13 protein-coding genes and 1 riboswitch are annotated in these 16,163 nt (G+C 43.3%); of the genes, 7 read left to right on the top strand and 6 right to left on the bottom strand.

The window, feature by feature from the left end:
• The first annotated feature begins 127 nt into the window (after positions 1–127).
• Complete coding sequence (gene mutL / locus PCY17_RS04470) at positions 128–2,077, top strand: DNA mismatch repair endonuclease MutL (protein ID WP_301392012.1); 1,950 nt, start codon at positions 128–130, stop codon at positions 2,075–2,077.
• Positions 2,078–2,217: 140 nt separating this feature from the next.
• Here mutL and PCY17_RS04465 read toward each other — a convergent pair whose 3' ends face one another.
• The gene (locus tag PCY17_RS04465) at positions 2,218–2,715 is read right to left on the bottom strand and encodes a helix-turn-helix domain-containing protein (RefSeq protein ID WP_065371520.1); all 498 of its coding nucleotides are present in this window, start codon (positions 2,713–2,715) and stop codon (positions 2,218–2,220) included.
• 172 nt (positions 2,716–2,887) lie between these two features.
• On the opposite strand from PCY17_RS04465, the gene PCY17_RS04460 reads away from it, so the two are divergent.
• The 3 genes from PCY17_RS04460 to PCY17_RS04450 are packed head-to-tail and all read left to right on the top strand — an operon-like array spanning position 2,888 to position 5,302.
• Complete coding sequence (locus PCY17_RS04460; RefSeq protein WP_049484717.1) at positions 2,888–4,120, top strand: MFS transporter; 1,233 nt, start codon at positions 2,888–2,890, stop codon at positions 4,118–4,120.
• Positions 4,121–4,132: 12 nt separating this feature from the next.
• Positions 4,133–4,726 (top strand): Holliday junction branch migration protein RuvA, encoded by a 594-nt coding sequence (ruvA, locus tag PCY17_RS04455; RefSeq protein WP_084856516.1) that lies wholly within the window; start codon positions 4,133–4,135, stop codon positions 4,724–4,726.
• 9 nt (positions 4,727–4,735) lie between these two features.
• On the top strand, positions 4,736–5,302 hold the full coding sequence (locus tag PCY17_RS04450) for a DNA-3-methyladenine glycosylase I (RefSeq protein ID WP_001126061.1): 567 nt from the start codon (positions 4,736–4,738) through the stop codon (positions 5,300–5,302).
• Between the two features lie 80 nt (positions 5,303–5,382).
• Here PCY17_RS04450 and PCY17_RS04445 read toward each other — a convergent pair whose 3' ends face one another.
• The 5 genes from PCY17_RS04445 to PCY17_RS04425 form a co-directional block, all read right to left on the bottom strand.
• Positions 5,383–5,646 carry a SemiSWEET family transporter gene (locus PCY17_RS04445; RefSeq protein ID WP_000166112.1) on the bottom strand — a complete coding sequence of 88 codons (264 nt, stop codon included), beginning with the start codon at positions 5,644–5,646 and terminating at the stop codon, positions 5,383–5,385.
• Positions 5,647–5,751: 105 nt separating this feature from the next.
• Positions 5,752–6,786: a S66 peptidase family protein gene (locus PCY17_RS04440; protein ID WP_301392101.1), complete on the bottom strand. Its 1,035-nt coding sequence runs from the start codon at positions 6,784–6,786 to the stop codon at positions 5,752–5,754.
• A gap of 267 nt (positions 6,787–7,053) precedes the next feature.
• Entirely contained in the window at positions 7,054–7,401 is a 348-nt protein-coding gene (locus PCY17_RS04435; protein ID WP_084859656.1) for a TfoX/Sxy family protein, read from the bottom strand.
• A gap of 15 nt (positions 7,402–7,416) precedes the next feature.
• Positions 7,417–8,094, bottom strand: coding sequence for a DUF1129 domain-containing protein (locus PCY17_RS04430; protein ID WP_000077995.1), 678 nt, complete (start codon positions 8,092–8,094; stop codon positions 7,417–7,419).
• An 11-nt stretch (positions 8,095–8,105) separates the two neighbouring features.
• Positions 8,106–9,050 carry a magnesium transporter CorA family protein gene (locus PCY17_RS04425; RefSeq protein ID WP_000815617.1) on the bottom strand — a complete coding sequence of 315 codons (945 nt, stop codon included), beginning with the start codon at positions 9,048–9,050 and terminating at the stop codon, positions 8,106–8,108.
• A gap of 136 nt (positions 9,051–9,186) precedes the next feature.
• Between PCY17_RS04425 and uvrA the strand changes: the two genes are divergently transcribed.
• From uvrA to mgtA, 3 genes are all read left to right on the top strand, one after another.
• Positions 9,187–12,018, top strand: a complete 2,832-nt coding sequence (gene uvrA / locus PCY17_RS04420) for an excinuclease ABC subunit UvrA (RefSeq protein ID WP_301392004.1) — start codon at positions 9,187–9,189, stop codon at positions 12,016–12,018.
• Positions 12,011–13,072, top strand: coding sequence for a Xaa-Pro peptidase family protein (locus PCY17_RS04415; RefSeq protein WP_084944288.1), 1,062 nt, complete (start codon positions 12,011–12,013; stop codon positions 13,070–13,072). The genes uvrA and PCY17_RS04415 overlap by 8 nt, the downstream gene beginning before the upstream one ends.
• A 55-nt stretch (positions 13,073–13,127) precedes the next feature.
• Positions 13,128–13,279: riboswitch (M-box (ykoK) riboswitch) on the top strand.
• 195 nt (positions 13,280–13,474) lie between these two features.
• Positions 13,475–16,135: a magnesium-translocating P-type ATPase gene (mgtA, locus tag PCY17_RS04410; RefSeq protein ID WP_084944289.1), complete on the top strand. Its 2,661-nt coding sequence runs from the start codon at positions 13,475–13,477 to the stop codon at positions 16,133–16,135.
• The last annotated feature ends 28 nt before the right edge of the window (positions 16,136–16,163 follow it).

Below are 16,163 nucleotides of genomic sequence, written 5' to 3'. Positions count from 1 at the left end.
AAGAGCTTTTGCCTATGTGGAGAGATTTTGAGTCTATGTGGTATTTGCTTTTTCTGATAGCATTTGAAATATGGTATAATAGCACTAATCAATTTCTAGGAAAATAGATACAGAAAGGGGCTGAAAGATGTCTCATATTATTGAATTGCCAGAGGTGCTGGCAAACCAGATCGCGGCAGGGGAGGTTATCGAACGTCCTGCCAGTGTGGTCAAAGAGTTGGTAGAAAATGCCATTGACGCAGGCTCTAGCCAGATTATCATTGAGATTGAGGAAGCTGGTCTTAAGAAGATTCAAATCACAGATAATGGCCATGGAATTGCCCACGATGAGGTGGAATTGGCCCTGCGTCGTCATGCGACCAGTAAGATAAAAAATCAAGCTGATCTCTTTCGGATTCGAACGCTTGGTTTTCGTGGTGAAGCCCTGCCTTCGATCGCTTCTGTCAGTGTCTTGACTCTGTTGACGGCGGTGGATGGTGCGAGTCATGGGACCAAGCTCGTTGCGCGTGGGGGTGAAGTTGAGGAAGTCATCCCAGCGACTAGTCCTGTGGGAACCAAAGTTTGTGTGGAGGACCTCTTTTTCAATACACCAGCTCGTCTCAAGTATATGAAGAGTCAGCAGGCAGAGTTATCCCATATCATTGATATTGTCAACCGTCTAGGGTTAGCCCATCCTGAGATTTCTTTTAGCTTGATTAGTGATGGCAAGGAAATGACACGGACAGCAGGAACTGGTCAACTGCGACAAGCCATCGCAGGGATTTATGGTTTGGCGAGTGCTAAGAAGATGATTGAAATTGAGAACTCTGACTTAGATTTCGAAATTACAGGTTTTGTGTCTCTGCCTGAGTTAACCCGAGCAAATCGCAACTATATCAGCCTCTTCATCAATGGCCGTTATATCAAGAACTTTCTACTCAACCGTGCTATTCTTGACGGTTATGGAAGCAAGCTCATGGTAGGGCGTTTTCCACTGGCTGTCATTCACATCCATATTGATCCTTATTTGGCAGATGTCAATGTGCATCCGACCAAGCAAGAAGTGCGGATTTCTAAGGAAAGAGAACTGATGGCGCTGCTTTCAGAGGCTATTTCAAATAGTCTCAAGGAGCAAGCCTTGATTCCTGATGCTTTAGAAAATCTTGCCAAGTCGACCGTGCGTAATCGTCAAAAGGTAGAGCAGACCGTTCTCCCACTCAAAGAAAATACGCTCTACTATGAAAAAACAGAACTCTCAAAACCTAGTCAAGCTGAGGTGGCTGACCACCAGGTTGAATTAACTGAGGAGGGTAGGGACCTAACCCTGTTTGCTAAAGAAACTTTGGACCAATTGACTAAGCCCGCAAAACTGCATTTTGCAGAGAGAAAGCCTGCTAACTACGACCAACTAGACCATCCAGAGTTAGATCTTGCTAGCCTCGATAAGGCTTATGACAAGCTGGAGCGAGAAGAAGCATCGAGTTTCCCAGAGTTGGAGTTTTTCGGACAGATGCACGGGACCTATCTCTTTGCCCAAGGGCGAGATGGACTCTACATCATAGACCAGCACGCGGCTCAGGAACGAGTCAAGTACGAGGAATACCGTGAAAGCATCGGCAATGTTGACCAGAGTCAGCAACAACTCCTAGTGCCCTACATCTTTGAATTCCCAGCAGATGATGCGCTTCGTCTCAAGGAAAGAATGCCTCTTTTGGAGGAAGTGGGCGTCTTTTTAGCAGAGTACGGAGAAAATCAATTCATCCTGCGTGAACATCCTATTTGGATGGCAGAAGAAGAGATTGAGTCAGGCATCTATGAAATGTGTGATATGCTCCTCTTGACCAAGGAAGTTTCGATCAAGAAATACCGAGCAGAGCTGGCTATCATGATGTCCTGCAAACGGTCTATCAAGGCCAACCATCGCATCGATGACCACTCAGCCAGACAACTCCTTTATCAGCTTTCTCAATGTGACAATCCTTACAACTGTCCCCACGGACGTCCTGTTTTGGTGCATTTTACCAAGTCGGATATGGAAAAAATGTTCCGACGAATTCAGGAGAATCATACTAGCCTCCGTGAGTTGGGGAAATATTAAGAACACAAAAAGCCTTTGTTTTTTCCAAACAAGGCTTTTTAGCTTTTCTATGGTGGGAATTTTGAATGGACATGGCAACTTGCCATGAGGTTTACACTTGCTTGACAAGAAAAAGTAATGAGAAATATGATTCAATTGACTCAAGGTTTCATAGAGTCGTCTTGGTTTGAGGGATTCTCAAGACCAATCACTTTATCAAGATAACGTTGTTTGGTTTTGAGAGTCTTGCTGATAGCAATCGCTGAAGCAATCAAAAGAACGAAGGTCAGCCAAATCCAGGCGGTGAACTCGGCTGGAAAACTAGAACCAGCTAAAAAGAGATAGATAGCCAGAGCTAAGACGAAAATATAAATCACTTGCCAAAGACCAAAGGATTTAACCTCCTTATAGTATTTGTCCTTGTCTTCCTCAAAAATTACTGCTGTGGAATCTTTTTCAGAGTTTTCATCCAGTAGCAGATAGTCAGTTGTCACTTGAAAAATCTTGCTTAATTCAATGATTTTTTCGATTTCAGGAAAGACTTGTCCAGACTCCCATTTTGAGATGCTTTGCCGAGAAACATTGATTTGTTCAGCTAGCTTTTCCTGGGACCAACCTTTTTCCTTTCGGAGCTCAAATAGTTTTTCTGTGAGTTTCATGATTCTATCCTCCTTTTTCTACCTCTATCCTAACAATTTTTACTTATAATGAGAATACAATCTCTTGTACTATTTGTCAACCAGAGGTTGCACTTGTGTTTGCAGTTTTCAGCAAAAAAATATGATATACTAGGTAAGAAAAAGCGAAGAAATTATGAAAAAGGAATGAAAGATGAAAGAATTTTTTGCCCTCCCCAAGCAAATTCAAATGCGGGAATGGATGAGCTTTGTAGCACGGATTTTAGAGAGTGCCATTACTCCTTTTATGGCCATGTACTATGTTCAATATTTTGGAGCCTTTTGGGCGGGGTTATTGATGATCACAACCAAACTCATTGGTTTTTTAGCTGGACTGTATGGTGGACATTTGGCGGATCTTTGGGGACGTAAGAAAGTCATTGACTGGGGAAACTTTGGTCTTGCGAGTGGCTACTTTCTTGTGCTGCTGGCAAATATGCCTAATCATATTTTTCCCTTTTTGACTTTTGTCGGAATGTTGCTGGCAGAGACCGCAGGAACTTTCTCTTGGCCGGCTATTGATGCGATGATTATTGATTTGACCGACGAGCAAAATCGCCGTTTCGTTTATACGATTAGTTATTGGTTTGTCAATGTATCCGTTATGTTAGGAGCAGGGCTTGCAGGTTTCTTTTACGACCACCATTTTTTTGAGCTGCTTCTGGTTTTGACGGTGATTAGCTTCTTGAATTTTTTCCTCGCTTGGAAATATTTTTCAGAAAGCAAGCCAGCTAATCTGGTCTTTGAGCATGGTAGCAGTCCTTTGGCAACTGTGAAAAATTATGTTTCTGTTTTTCAGGACAAAATTTTCCTACTTTATACGTTAGGGACTGTATTTAATGGTGTTATCTGGTTGCAAATTGACAATTATATACCCGTTCATTTGAAAGAGTCATTCATCGCGAGTAGTGTTTTCGGTATTCATATTTCAGGAGCTAAGATGCTCAGTATCATGGTTTTTATCAATACCCTGATTATTGTTTGCTTCATAACGACTGCCAATCGTTTGACCAAGGAAATGAAGATCATACCGCAGTTTTTATTGGGAAGTATTATCTTTGACTTGGGTATGCTTTTCACCATTGTCTTCAGGAGTTTCTGGGCTCTGTTTTTGCTAGCCATTCTCTATACTATGGGGGAACTCATCTGCATGCCGCCAAGCCAAGTTTTGCGGGCGGAAATGATGAATGAGAATAAGCTCGGAACCTACTCAGGTTTCCTTAATATGGCGCAGCCTTTAGCGTCTATTTTAGCGGGGGCGATGATTTCTATCAGCGCTGCAACAGGTGCTGTAGGTGTTTGGCTCGTTTTTATTGTGTGTGCAGTACTTGGGCTGCTTCTTATCATCAGAGCAGCGCATTTACACGGAATTGCAAATCAATTATAGAAAGTGAAAATAATGTACGAATATTTTAAAGGAATCATCAGTAAAATTACAGCCAAGTACATCGTATTGGAAGTCAACTCTATCGGTTATATCTTGCATGTAGCCAATCCCTATGCCTACTCAGGTCAGGTCAATCAAGAAACTCAGATTTATGTGCACCAAGTTGTTCGTGAGGATGCCCATCTGCTCTACGGTTTTCGCTCAGAAGATGAGAAAAAGCTCTTTCTCAGTCTGATCTCGGTCTCAGGGATTGGTCCTGTGTCAGCTCTTGCTATCATCGCAGCTGATGACAATGCTGGCTTGGTTCAAGCGATCGAGACTAAGAACATCACCTACTTGACCAAGTTCCCTAAAATTGGCAAGAAAACAGCCCAGCAGATGGTGCTGGACTTGGAAGGCAAGGTAGTCGTGGCTAGTGATGACCTTCCTTCCAAGGTCGCAGTGCAAACCAGCGCTGAAAACCAAGAACTGGAAGAAGCTATGGAAGCCATGCTGGCACTGGGCTACAAGGCGACTGAACTTAAGAAAATCAAGAAATTCTTTGAAGGAACGACGGATACAGCAGAGAACTATATCAAGTCGGCCCTTAAGATGTTGGTCAAATAGGAGTATAATATGCCAAAACGCTGTGGTTGGGTAAAAATGAATAATCCCTTATATGTAGCCTATCATGATGAGGAGTGGGGGCAACCCCTTCATGATGACCGCGCTCTTTTTGAACTGCTCTGTATGGAGACTTATCAGGCTGGTCTGTCTTGGGAAACGGTACTCAACAAACGCCAGGCTTTCCGAGAAGCATTTCATGGCTATCAAATTCAAGCGGTCGCGGAAATGACAGATGGGGAGTTGGAAGCCTTGTTAGAGAATCCAGCCATCATCCGAAATCGTGCCAAGCTCTTTGCGACACGCTCCAATGTCCAAGCATTTTTACAAGTTCAGGAAGCATATGGCTCCTTTGATGCCTATCTCTGGTCTTTTGTCAATGGACAAACCATCATCAATGATGTCCCCGACTATCGCTTAGCCCCAGCTAAAACGTCTTTATCTGAGAAAATATCCAAGGATCTCAAAAAACGTGGTTTCAAATTCACAGGTCCAGTTGCGGTTTTGGCTTTTCTACAAGCAGCAGGTTTGATTGACGACCACGAGAATGATTGTGAGTGGAAAAGCGGAAATAAGTGAGTGCAGGCGTCTAATTATCTGAGAATATAGAAAAAAGCTGAGAAGAGTTTCTCAGCTTTTTGATTATATGCTAGTAACTTTTATAGTGCAGTAAGAAATGTCAGTCCACCTAAGACAACGCCAGCTGAGTTTGGAATAATTAGTATCCAATCCTTCTTAGGTTCTTTTGTCCACCCGTAAATAACCCAAATTAAACAAGATACTGCTGCGGATAAAGGCTGGAATGGTTGAGCTTTGTTGCCTTGTAAATTGGCAAAAATTTGTGGGATGTAGGCGATAAATACAATAATCCCGATAAAGGCCCCGATTGAACCGACAATTTGATTTATTTTTTGTTTAGTCATATACACCTCCTTTAAAAAGATATCATAGAAATAAGCAAAATGCAATAAATTCAGACACAAATTGTAACGAAAATCAATACCAAAGCACAAAAATGGAGAAATTGTTTATTTTTTGTTATCGTCAAAGCGAATGACTTGCTCCTGTGCATCTACATAGGCGTGAAAGCCAAAGGGAACAATGGCTCTTGGCGTTGCGTGGCCGACATTTAGATTATAGACAATCGGGATATTGTTATCAATGATATCCAATAGTGCTTCCTTATAGTCGTCATAGAAGGTTTCATCCATTGGCTTTCCGACCAAGAGTCCACTGATTACCTCAAATACTCCAGTTTCTTTCAAAGTCTGCACCATCTGTTTGAAGTTTTCCGGCTCAGGCTTTTCTTCGCTTGTTTCTAGTAAGAGAATCTTTCCTTCCCAGTCGGATAAGTCAGGGAAAAGTTTGTACTTTTGGCAGAGCTCCGTGCTGTCTGCGTATCGAGAGTTGTCAAAGATATCATAAAGAGATTCAAGACAACCGCCGAGAATTTCTCCCTCAAACTGAGCACTTCCTTGCAACAAGTCAAAACCAGTATTTTTATGACTGACACGAGCTGTTCCCAGGGTCGTGGGACTAAAGTCAGTCCGTTCTTCATACCAAACGTCGCTAGGGCGGATTTCTGAGATTCTCCCAGTCTCAATCAGTTCCTTAAAGTAGTGAAAGCTATAGGGCAACATCTCCTTGTCTAATTCACAAATGTCTGCTAGAAAGGATTGCCCATAAAAAGTCTTGACCCCTAGTTTATGCAACATGAGATGATTCATGGTTGTATCTGAGAAGCCAAGAAAAATCTTTTGTTTGATAACCTTTTGAAGCTGGTCGTTTTCAAAAAGATAAGGTAGTAAACGATAGGTATCATCCCCACCGATGGCGCATAGGATCATGTCGATGCTATCGTCCGAAAAGGCCTGCATCAAATCTTCTGCACGTGCCTCAGGATGGTCCTTGATAAAGTCTAAACCCTTTAGCGAATGGGGCAAGAAGACAGAATTAAGTCCCAAATCCTTGAGACGTTGAATACCCAAATCGACTTCGTGTTTGACAAAATCCTCTCCGATAACACCACTAGACAAACTAACAATACCAATAGTAGAAACTATATCTCATCCTCCTAGAAATAGATTGATACTCTTCGAAAATCAAATTCAAACCACGTCAGCTTTGCCTTGCCGTACTTAAGTACAGCCTGCGGCTAGCTTCCTAGTTTGCTCTTTGATTTTCATTGAGTATGAGCCTATTTTATCACAAAAGATGAAAGAAAACTATAAGAATCAGACTCAGAAGTTCTATTGAATTTCAAGAAAGCAAGTGAAAAAGCAACCGCCTGTGCAGTTGCTTTTCGTTTTTCTAATCTCGCTGGATATGAGTTACTTGGTCAACTCTTGATTATAGGAGAGAGCTAAATCAATCCAGTAAGGAAGTTCTTTTTGACCTTCGATATCTAGGTCTATATAGCCATGATAAGGTCGCCCTCTCATCAATGTAGTATGAGCTCCTGTTCGGGGTAGAACTTGCTTTTCCATTTCTTTGCCAATTCTCACCATAACCAGCTCGTCCTTTCTGGAACTGACTGTAAGGACCATTTTCCCACGAATCATAAAGGCCAGGCCACCAAACAGTCTCTTTTCTTCTAACTCTTCTTCGAAAATTTGGGGAGGAAGTTTGAGTGCTAGAATTTTTCGAATCTGCTGAGCTAAAGATTGACTATATGCCATAGCTTTTCACTTTTCTTAATAACGTGATGGGCCCGCGCTTGCACTTCGGATATTGAAACGTTTCTTGAGATAGAAGCGAAGAGCGAGAAGGGTAGCTCCCAGGATAGCCAAAGGCAATGGAGCAAGGACTGGATTGAGGTTTGCTGGTAGGAAGCTTGTTGCAAAGAAGACAACCAACCAAAGGACCATAGAGGCCAAAATTACTAGGATGGACTTCCAGAATGGAGGACGTTGGCTACGGTCTGTGTCTGGTCCATAGTACTGGTAGACAAAGTAGTACATCAAGTAGAAGGCAAGTCCTCCTACAAGTCCAACCAACAAGAGGGTAATCAATCCATAGCCAATAGCCTGATCTGTAGAGAAGAAGGTAGTTAGAGCGCTAACCAATGCAAAGAGACTGGTGATAAAAAGGGCTGAGTCCATAATCATGAGTTTTGGATCGTCATTTTCTTTTGGATGCTCTTTTTCGTATTGCTCCTTGACAGTGAAGCTATGAGCCCAGTGGGTTGGAGCCCCGTAGAGGGAACGTGCAGTCGTCCCCTTTGCTTGCTCTTCAAGGATTTTAGGAATGACTTCCTCAAAGACAGCCTTGATTTCAGCGTCTGTTTTACCATCTTTGATAAATTGTTGGGTAGCGATGTGGATAAACTCTTGGTTTTTCTTGGTTAATTTTTGTAAATCAATCTGAGACATAGGGATTCCTCTTAGAACCATTTTTTATGGATGAGATAGAGAGTGAGCGAAACACTCATAGCAAAGGCGATAAAGACGATTAACCAGAAGGCGTGTGGTTCACCGTTCAAAGGGATTTCATTATCCTTGAAGTTCATCCCATAGGCTGAGAAGATCATGGTTGGGACAGACATAACGATGGTCACGAGAGCCAGGGTTTTCATAATGTTGTTCTGGTTGTTGGAAATGATAGAGGCAAAGGTCTCTGTCATAGAGTGAAGGACATTTCCATAGATATCTGCCATCTCGATGGCCTGTTGGGTTTCAATCAGGGTATCCTCAAGTAGGTCTTCGTCCTCTAAGTATTTTTTGATATTGCTGGTTGCACTGGTCAATTTCTTAATCACGCGCTCGTTCGTCTTCAGTGAGGCCTTGAAATAGACGATGGTCTTTTCCAATTCCATGAGCTCAATCAGCTCTTCGTTTCGAGTAGATTTGTGAAGTTGACTTTCGATCTGTTCACTCTTACGGTCGATCGAACGAAGGGCCGTAAGGTAAAGCTCGGCGTTGCGGTAGAGAATCTGGAAGATAAAGCGTGAACGCATGAAGGTGTAAAAGTTGCGCAGTCTACGGTTGATAAAGACATCGAGAACGGGGAGGGGTTCCAAGCAGGTGGTGATAATGGTTTCCTCAGTGATGATAATCCCCAGCGGAATCGTGACGTAGTAGGTGCGATTGTTTCTTTCCTCTGTGATGGGAACGTCTACGATGATCAAAGTGTACTCATCTTCGATGGTAATACGGGACATTTCTTCCGCATCGAGTGGTGCTCGAAGGTCGGCAATGTCAATGTCGAAGGCGTTAGCGATTTCCAACGATTCATTTTGTGTAGGATTGACGAGGTTGATCCAAGTACCCGGTTCAAGCGTGTCGATCTCTTTAAATTCCGTTGTTGTTGAGAGAAAAACTTGTTTCATATCCCCTATCCTTTCCTACTATTCAGTGATTCATTTTTTGCACCGTACTATTATACTATAAAAACAGCTTTTTGGGTAATAGAATTTCACATTTTTTGGTATAATGGAAAGCAATAATGGACTAGAAAGAACAAAGATGCAAGATAAAATTGTGATTCATGGGGCACGTGCCCATAACTTAAAAAATATTGATGTGGAGATTCCGCGAGACAAGCTGGTTGTTGTGACTGGTTTGTCAGGTTCGGGGAAATCCAGCCTGGCCTTTGATACCCTCTATGCTGAGGGGCAACGCCGCTATGTAGAGAGCTTGTCAGCCTATGCTCGCCAGTTTTTGGGCAACATGGAAAAACCAGATGTGGATGCCATTGATGGCCTCAGCCCGGCTATTTCCATCGACCAGAAAACCACCAGCAAAAACCCTCGCTCGACCGTGGGAACGACGACTGAAATCAATGATTATCTGCGTCTCCTCTACGCACGTGTGGGGACGCCTTACTGTATTAACGGGCATGGGGCTATCAAGGCTTCTTCTGTAGAACAAATCGTGGATAAGGTTTTGGAGTTGCCGGAACGGCAACGTCTGCAAATTTTAGCTCCGGTCATCCGTAAGAAAAAAGGGCAACATAAGAGTGTCATTGAAAAGATTCAGAAAGATGGCTATGTTCGTGTCCGAGTGGATGGGGAAGTCTATGATGTGACCGAAGTGCCTGAGCTGTCTAAGAGTAAGCAACACAATATCGATGTCGTGGTCGACCGTATTGTCATCAAGGAGGGCATTCGTAGCCGTCTCTTTGATTCCATTGAGGCTGCCCTTCGTATCGCAGAAGGTTATGTGATTATCGACACTATGGACGATTCTGAGTTGCTCTTTTCTGAGCATTATGCCTGTCCAGTTTGTGGTTTTACAGTACCAGAGTTAGAGCCTCGTCTCTTCTCCTTCAATGCCCCTTTTGGCTCTTGTAGTGAGTGTGATGGTTTGGGCATCAAGCTGGAGGTGGATGTTGACTTGGTGGTTCCTGATACCAGCAAAACTTTGCGTGAGGGAGCCTTGGCACCTTGGAATCCTATCTCATCCAACTACTATCCAAATATGCTAGAGCAGGCCATGACAGCTTTTGGAGTGGATATGGATAAGCCCTTTGAGGACTTGTCAGAAGAAGATAAGAACTTGATTCTCTACGGGTCTGATGGCAAGGAATTCCATTTCCACTATGAGAATGAATTTGGCGGTGTGCGCGATATTGACATTCCTTTTGAGGGGGTTGTCAATAATATCAAGCGTCGTTACCATGAGACTAACAGTGACTACACCCGTACCCAGATGCGTCTCTACATGAATGAGCTGACTTGTGGAACCTGCCACGGCTACCGTCTCAATGACCAGGCCTTGTCTGTCCGTGTGGGTGGAGAGCAAGGGCCACATATCGGAGAGATTTCAGACCTCTCAATCGCAGACCACTTGGCTTTGGTGAGCCAGCTGACCTTGTCTGAAAATGAAGCCATTATTGCTCGTCCTATTCTCAAGGAAATTAAGGATCGCTTGACCTTCCTCAATAATGTGGGACTCAACTATCTGACTCTGTCGCGTTCGGCAGGAACCCTTTCAGGTGGGGAGAGTCAGCGTATTCGCTTGGCAACCCAGATTGGATCCAACCTATCAGGTGTCCTCTATATCCTGGATGAGCCGTCGATTGGTCTTCACCAGAGGGATAATGACCGCTTAATTGCCAGCCTGAAGAAGATGCGTGACTTGGGCAATACTCTCATCGTGGTAGAACATGACGAAGATACTATGCGTGAGGCGGATTATCTGATTGATGTTGGTCCGGGAGCTGGTGTTTTTGGTGGAGAGATTGTCGCTGCAGGAACACCCAAGCAGGTGGCTCGCAACAGCAAGTCTATCACAGGCCAGTACTTATCAGGAAAACGAGCGATTCCAGTACCAGAAGAGCGCCGTGCCGGAAATGGTCGTTTTATCGAGGTGACGGGTGCGCGTGAGAACAACTTGCAAAATATCACTGCTCGCTTCCCATTAGGAAAATTCATTGCGGTGACAGGTGTGTCAGGTTCAGGGAAATCGACCTTAATCAACAGCATCCTCAAAAAAGCTATTGCCCAGAAGCTCAACCGCAATTCAGACAAGCCTGGTAAATTCAAAACCATCACAGGGATTGAGCATGTCGATCGTCTGATTGATATTGACCAGAGTCCAATCGGACGGACGCCGAGGTCCAACCCTGCTACCTATACGGGAGTTTTTGACGACATCCGTGACCTCTTTGCCCAGACAAATGAGGCCAAGATTCGAGGCTACAAGAAGGGTCGTTTCAGTTTCAACGTCAAGGGTGGTCGTTGTGAAGCCTGCTCAGGTGACGGGATTATCAAGATTGAGATGCACTTCTTGCCAGATGTTTATGTGGCTTGTGAAGTCTGCCATGGAACTCGCTACAACAGTGAAACCCTAGAAGTTCACTACAAGGAAAAGAACATCTCGCAAGTCTTGGATATGACGGTTAATGATGCGGTGGAATTTTTCCAACACATTCCAAAAATTCAACGCAAACTCCAGACTATCAAGGATGTAGGGCTGGGCTATGTAACCTTAGGACAACCAGCTACCACCCTTTCAGGAGGAGAAGCCCAGCGTATGAAGCTGGCTAGTGAACTCCACAAACGATCGACAGGAAAATCTTTCTACATTCTCGATGAGCCGACGACAGGACTTCATACCGAAGACATCGCTCGTCTGCTCAAGGTCTTGGCTCGCTTTGTCGACGATGGCAATACAGTCCTCGTCATCGAGCACAATCTGGATGTTATCAAGACTGCAGACCATATTATTGACTTGGGACCTGAGGGCGGTGTCGGTGGTGGAACCATCATTGCAACAGGAACTCCCGAAGAAGTAGCGGCCAATGAAGCCAGCTACACAGGACACTATTTGAAAGGAAAGTTAGATAATGAATAAACGTGTGCAAGCATTTTTAGCTAAAATGCAAGAAAAAGAACTAGATGGGATCATCATCAACAACCTTAAAAATGTCTATTATTTGACTGGTTTTTGGGGTTCAAATGGAACAGTCTTTATCAGCCGTGACCGTCAGGTTTTGGTGACAGACTCTCGCTATATCATTGCAGCTAAGCAAGAAGTGACAGGTTTTGAGATTGTGGCTGACCGCGATGAATTGGCTGTTATTGCAGGCATTGTTAAGGATATGGGCTTGTCTCGCGTCGGTTTTGAGGACGAGGTTTCGGTTTCTTATTACCACCGTATGCAGGCTGCTTTTGCAGGTTTGGACTTGCTTCCTCAGACTCAGTTTGTTGAAACGCTTCGTATGATTAAGGATGAGAAGGAGATTGCGACTATTCGTAAGGCATGTTCTATCTCAGACCAAGCTTTCCGAGATGCACTTGACTTTATCAAACCAGGAAGAACTGAGATTGAAATTGCCAACTTCCTTGATTTCCGAATGCGTGAGCTGGGAGCATCTGGCTTGTCTTTTGATACCATTCTAGCCAGTGGTATCAACTCTTCTAAGCCCCATGCCCATCCAATGCACAAACCAGTTGAAGCGGGAGAAGCCATCACCATGGACTTCGGCTGTCTCTACGACCACTATGTCAGTGACATGACACGGACCATTTATCTAGGTCATGTCAGTGACGAGCAGGCAGAGATCTACAATACAGTTCTGAAAGCCAACCAAGCTCTGATTGACCAAGCTAAGGCTGGCTTAGGTTTCCGTGACTTTGACAAAATCCCTCGTGATATTATCATCGAGGCAGGCTATGGCGACTACTTTACTCACGGTATTGGCCATGGTATCGGACTGGATATACACGAAGAACCTTATTTTAGCCAAACTTCTACCGAGAGCATTCAAGCAGGTATGGTCTTGACTGATGAACCGGGTATCTATATTGAAGGTAAATACGGCGTTCGTATTGAAGATGATATCTTAATTACAGATAACGGTTGCGAATTGTTGACTCTAGCGCCGAAGGAATTAATTGTTATTTAAGAAAATTATGATAAATCGTTGACTTTTATATTTTAAAGGTTTATACTGATAGACGAAAACGGTAGGTGAGGCTACCATAGGGATACGGATGACTACCGCAAAGCAGTGGAGACACTACTCGTTGGTCAACAGTTCTGGTCGCGAAGGCCAAGACTAAGCTCATTACATTGCCCTATGGAGTTAAAGCTTGAACGAAAAAACAGATAATTAGTTTTTTAATCCTGCCATTTTATGGTGGGATTTTCTACTGTTTTAGAACAAGGAAAGGAGACAAACGATGCAAATTGACGATCATCCAGAACCGCACATACACAGCCAATCGCTGATTTGTGTCGTTCTGCCCTTATAAAGTGATTGGTCTCTGTGTATGAAACATATCATTCATACAGATAGGAGAAACCAATGAAAACTACAAAAGAAAGATTAGCAACAGCTATTCATACACCTTTAAAAGAAACTCTATCTTTTTATAAGACAAGTCTAACAGGCTTGACTGAGGAGCAGGTGGAGAAAAATCGTGACCTATATGGCGAAAACACCATCACCAAGGGTCAAGAAGACAGTATCCTCAAAAAGATTTACGAATCTATTATCAATCCATTTACAATCATCCTGCTGGTCATCGCTATGATTTCCATGGTGACCAATGTCTGGTTGGCGAAGCCTGGACAAGAAGATCCGACGACCTCTATCATCATCGTCGTTCTCGTTCTAATCTCTGGTGGCATACGCTTTGTCCAAGAACTGCGGAGTGACAAGGCTGCGACCAATCTATCAAAAATGATTGTGAATACAGCCACAGTTATCCGCGAAGGCCAGAGTTTTGAGGTCGCAATTGAAGATTTGGTCGTTGGAGATATAGTCAAATTAAGTGCTGGGGATATGATTCCAGCAGACCTCCTTTTGACTGAATCACGTGATTTCTTTGTTCAACAGTCTGGTTTGACAGGTGAAAGTGACTCGGTTGAAAAACTAGCCTTGTCAAAAATGAGTCAGTCAAATTTTGATAGTCTGCTAGAAGCAGAAGCGCTCGCTTTTATGGGAACCAATGTGATATCAGGAAGCGCTAAGGCTTTGATTCTAGCGGTCGGTGATGACACCATGATGGGAGAAATCGAGCAGACTCTCAATACCTATGACGAACCGACCTCTTTTGAACGGGAGATGAACAGCATCTCTTGGCTCTTAATCCGTTTGATGTTAGTCATGGTTCCCATCGTCTTTCTCTCCAATGGCTTGACAGATGGCGACTGGCTGGAAGCAGGTGTGTTTGCACTGAGTGTTGGTGTTGGATTGACACCTGAGATGCTTCCTATGATCATCACGGCCAGTCTAGCAAAAGGCTCCATTATCATGGCCAAGGAAAAAGTGGTTATCAAGAAACTCAATGCCATACAAGATTTAGGTGCTATTGATATCCTATGCACGGATAAAACCGGAACCCTTACCCAAGACGAAATTGTCCTGGAATATCCTTTGGATATACATGGAGATTTGGATTTGTCTGTGTTGAGACGGGCTTATCTCAATTCCTATTTTCAAACCGGTTTGAAGAACTTGATGGACCGTGCCATTATCAGTAGAACTGAAAAAGAAGCTAAAGAACACGCTATTCTACAAAATTTGGATACTAGCTTCCAAAAAATAGATGAATTACCCTTTGATTTTGAACGCAGACGGATGAGTGTCATCGTCAAGGATGAGAACGAAGTTGTTAGTTTGGTAACCAAGGGTGCCCTAGAGGAAATGCTTGCGATTTCAACCCATGTGGAATATCAAGGTCAGATTAGCCCTCTGACGGATGATATCCGAGTGGAAATCTTAAAAGAAGTAGATCAACTTAATCAACAGGGATTGCGAGTCTTGGGAGTCGCCTATAAAACAGGCCTAAAAGAAGGTTTTGCTTACTCCGTTGAAGATGAAAAAGAGATGATTCTAACCGGATATCTTGCCTTTCTAGATCCACCAAAACCATCAGCAGCACCTGCTATCCAAGCTTTGTTAGAACACGGTGTTCAAACAAAGATCTTGACGGGAGACAATGAGAAGGTAACCCAAGCAGTATGCGAAAAAGTTGGTTTAGACGTTGATCAAATCTTGTTGGGTTCTGATATTGACGCTATGACGGACGAAGAATTGGCCCAAGCAGTTGAGAAAGTGACTGTCTTTGCCAAACTCTCTCCGGATCAAAAAGCACGAATCATTTTACAAATCAAATCGAATGGACATTGTGTCGGCTATATGGGAGATGGGATCAATGATGCCCCTTCTATGAAAGTGGCAGATGTGGGGATTTCTGTTGATACAGCAGTAGATATTGCCAAAGAAACGGCTGATGTCATTTTGTTAGATAAGGATTTGATGGTGCTTGAAAAAGGGCTGGTTGAAGGACGCAAAGTCTATGCTAATATGACCAAATATATCAAGATGTCGGTCAGCTCTAATTTCGGGAACATTTTCTCTCTGCTAGTGTCTGGTATCTTTTTACCTTTCCTTCCTATGGCTCCGATTCACTTGATTGTGTTGAACCTCGTCTACGACCTTTCTTGCATTGCCTTGCCATTTGATAATGTGGATGAAGACTTTTTGAAACATCCTCATAAGTGGGAGGCTAAGTCTATTACTCGCTTTATGATTTGGATGGGTCCGATTTCTTCTGCCTTTGATATTTTGACCTTTATCTTACTCTATTTTGTCATTGTCCCAATGGCGACAGGTCAAGCCTATGCTCACGGAGCAGAGTCTGCAACGGGCTTTATTATTTTGTTCCAGACAGGTTGGTTCATTGAATCCATGTGGTCCCAAACCATGGTTATCCATATGCTCCGTTCAGCAAAACTTCCTTTCTTACAAAGTCGTCCATCATGGTTTGTTCTTGGGACAACCTTGCTAGCAGCTAGTTTTGTGACCTTCCTTCCCTACTCTTCAATTGCTAGCCTGCTTCATTTAACCCCTTTGGAACCAATTTATTTCCTCTTTTTGCTTTTGATTATCGTTCTCTATATGATAAGTGTTACAGTTGTAAAACGATTGTATATCAAAAAATTTAAAAGTTGGTTATAAATTGATTTTGTCAAGAAAAAAGTACGAA

It is taken from the genome of Streptococcus sp. SO2 (assembly GCF_030440025.1).
This window is presented reverse-complemented; position numbering and strand designations above follow the sequence as displayed.

Excerpts from the sequence above, each read along its gene's own strand:
- uvrA (WP_301392004.1), top strand. The coding sequence starts at position 9,187 with ATGCAAGATAAAATTGTGATTCATGGGGCACGTGCCCATAACTTAAAA.
- PCY17_RS04415 (WP_084944288.1), top strand. The coding sequence starts at position 12,011 with ATGAATAAACGTGTGCAAGCATTTTTAGCTAAAATGCAAGAAAAAGAA.
- PCY17_RS04460 (WP_049484717.1), top strand. The coding sequence starts at position 2,888 with ATGAAAGAATTTTTTGCCCTCCCCAAGCAAATTCAAATGCGGGAATGG.
- PCY17_RS04435 (WP_084859656.1), bottom strand. The coding sequence starts at position 7,401 with ATGGCATATAGTCAATCTTTAGCTCAGCAGATTCGAAAAATTCTAGCA.
- PCY17_RS04445 (WP_000166112.1), bottom strand. The coding sequence starts at position 5,646 with ATGACTAAACAAAAAATAAATCAAATTGTCGGTTCAATCGGGGCCTTT.
- ruvA (WP_084856516.1), top strand. The coding sequence starts at position 4,133 with ATGTACGAATATTTTAAAGGAATCATCAGTAAAATTACAGCCAAGTAC.
- PCY17_RS04450 (WP_001126061.1), top strand. The coding sequence starts at position 4,736 with ATGCCAAAACGCTGTGGTTGGGTAAAAATGAATAATCCCTTATATGTA.
- PCY17_RS04425 (WP_000815617.1), bottom strand. The coding sequence starts at position 9,050 with ATGAAACAAGTTTTTCTCTCAACAACAACGGAATTTAAAGAGATCGAC.
- PCY17_RS04465 (WP_065371520.1), bottom strand. The coding sequence starts at position 2,715 with ATGAAACTCACAGAAAAACTATTTGAGCTCCGAAAGGAAAAAGGTTGG.
- mutL (WP_301392012.1), top strand. The coding sequence starts at position 128 with ATGTCTCATATTATTGAATTGCCAGAGGTGCTGGCAAACCAGATCGCG.
- PCY17_RS04430 (WP_000077995.1), bottom strand. The coding sequence starts at position 8,094 with ATGTCTCAGATTGATTTACAAAAATTAACCAAGAAAAACCAAGAGTTT.
- mgtA (WP_084944289.1), top strand. The coding sequence starts at position 13,475 with ATGAAAACTACAAAAGAAAGATTAGCAACAGCTATTCATACACCTTTA.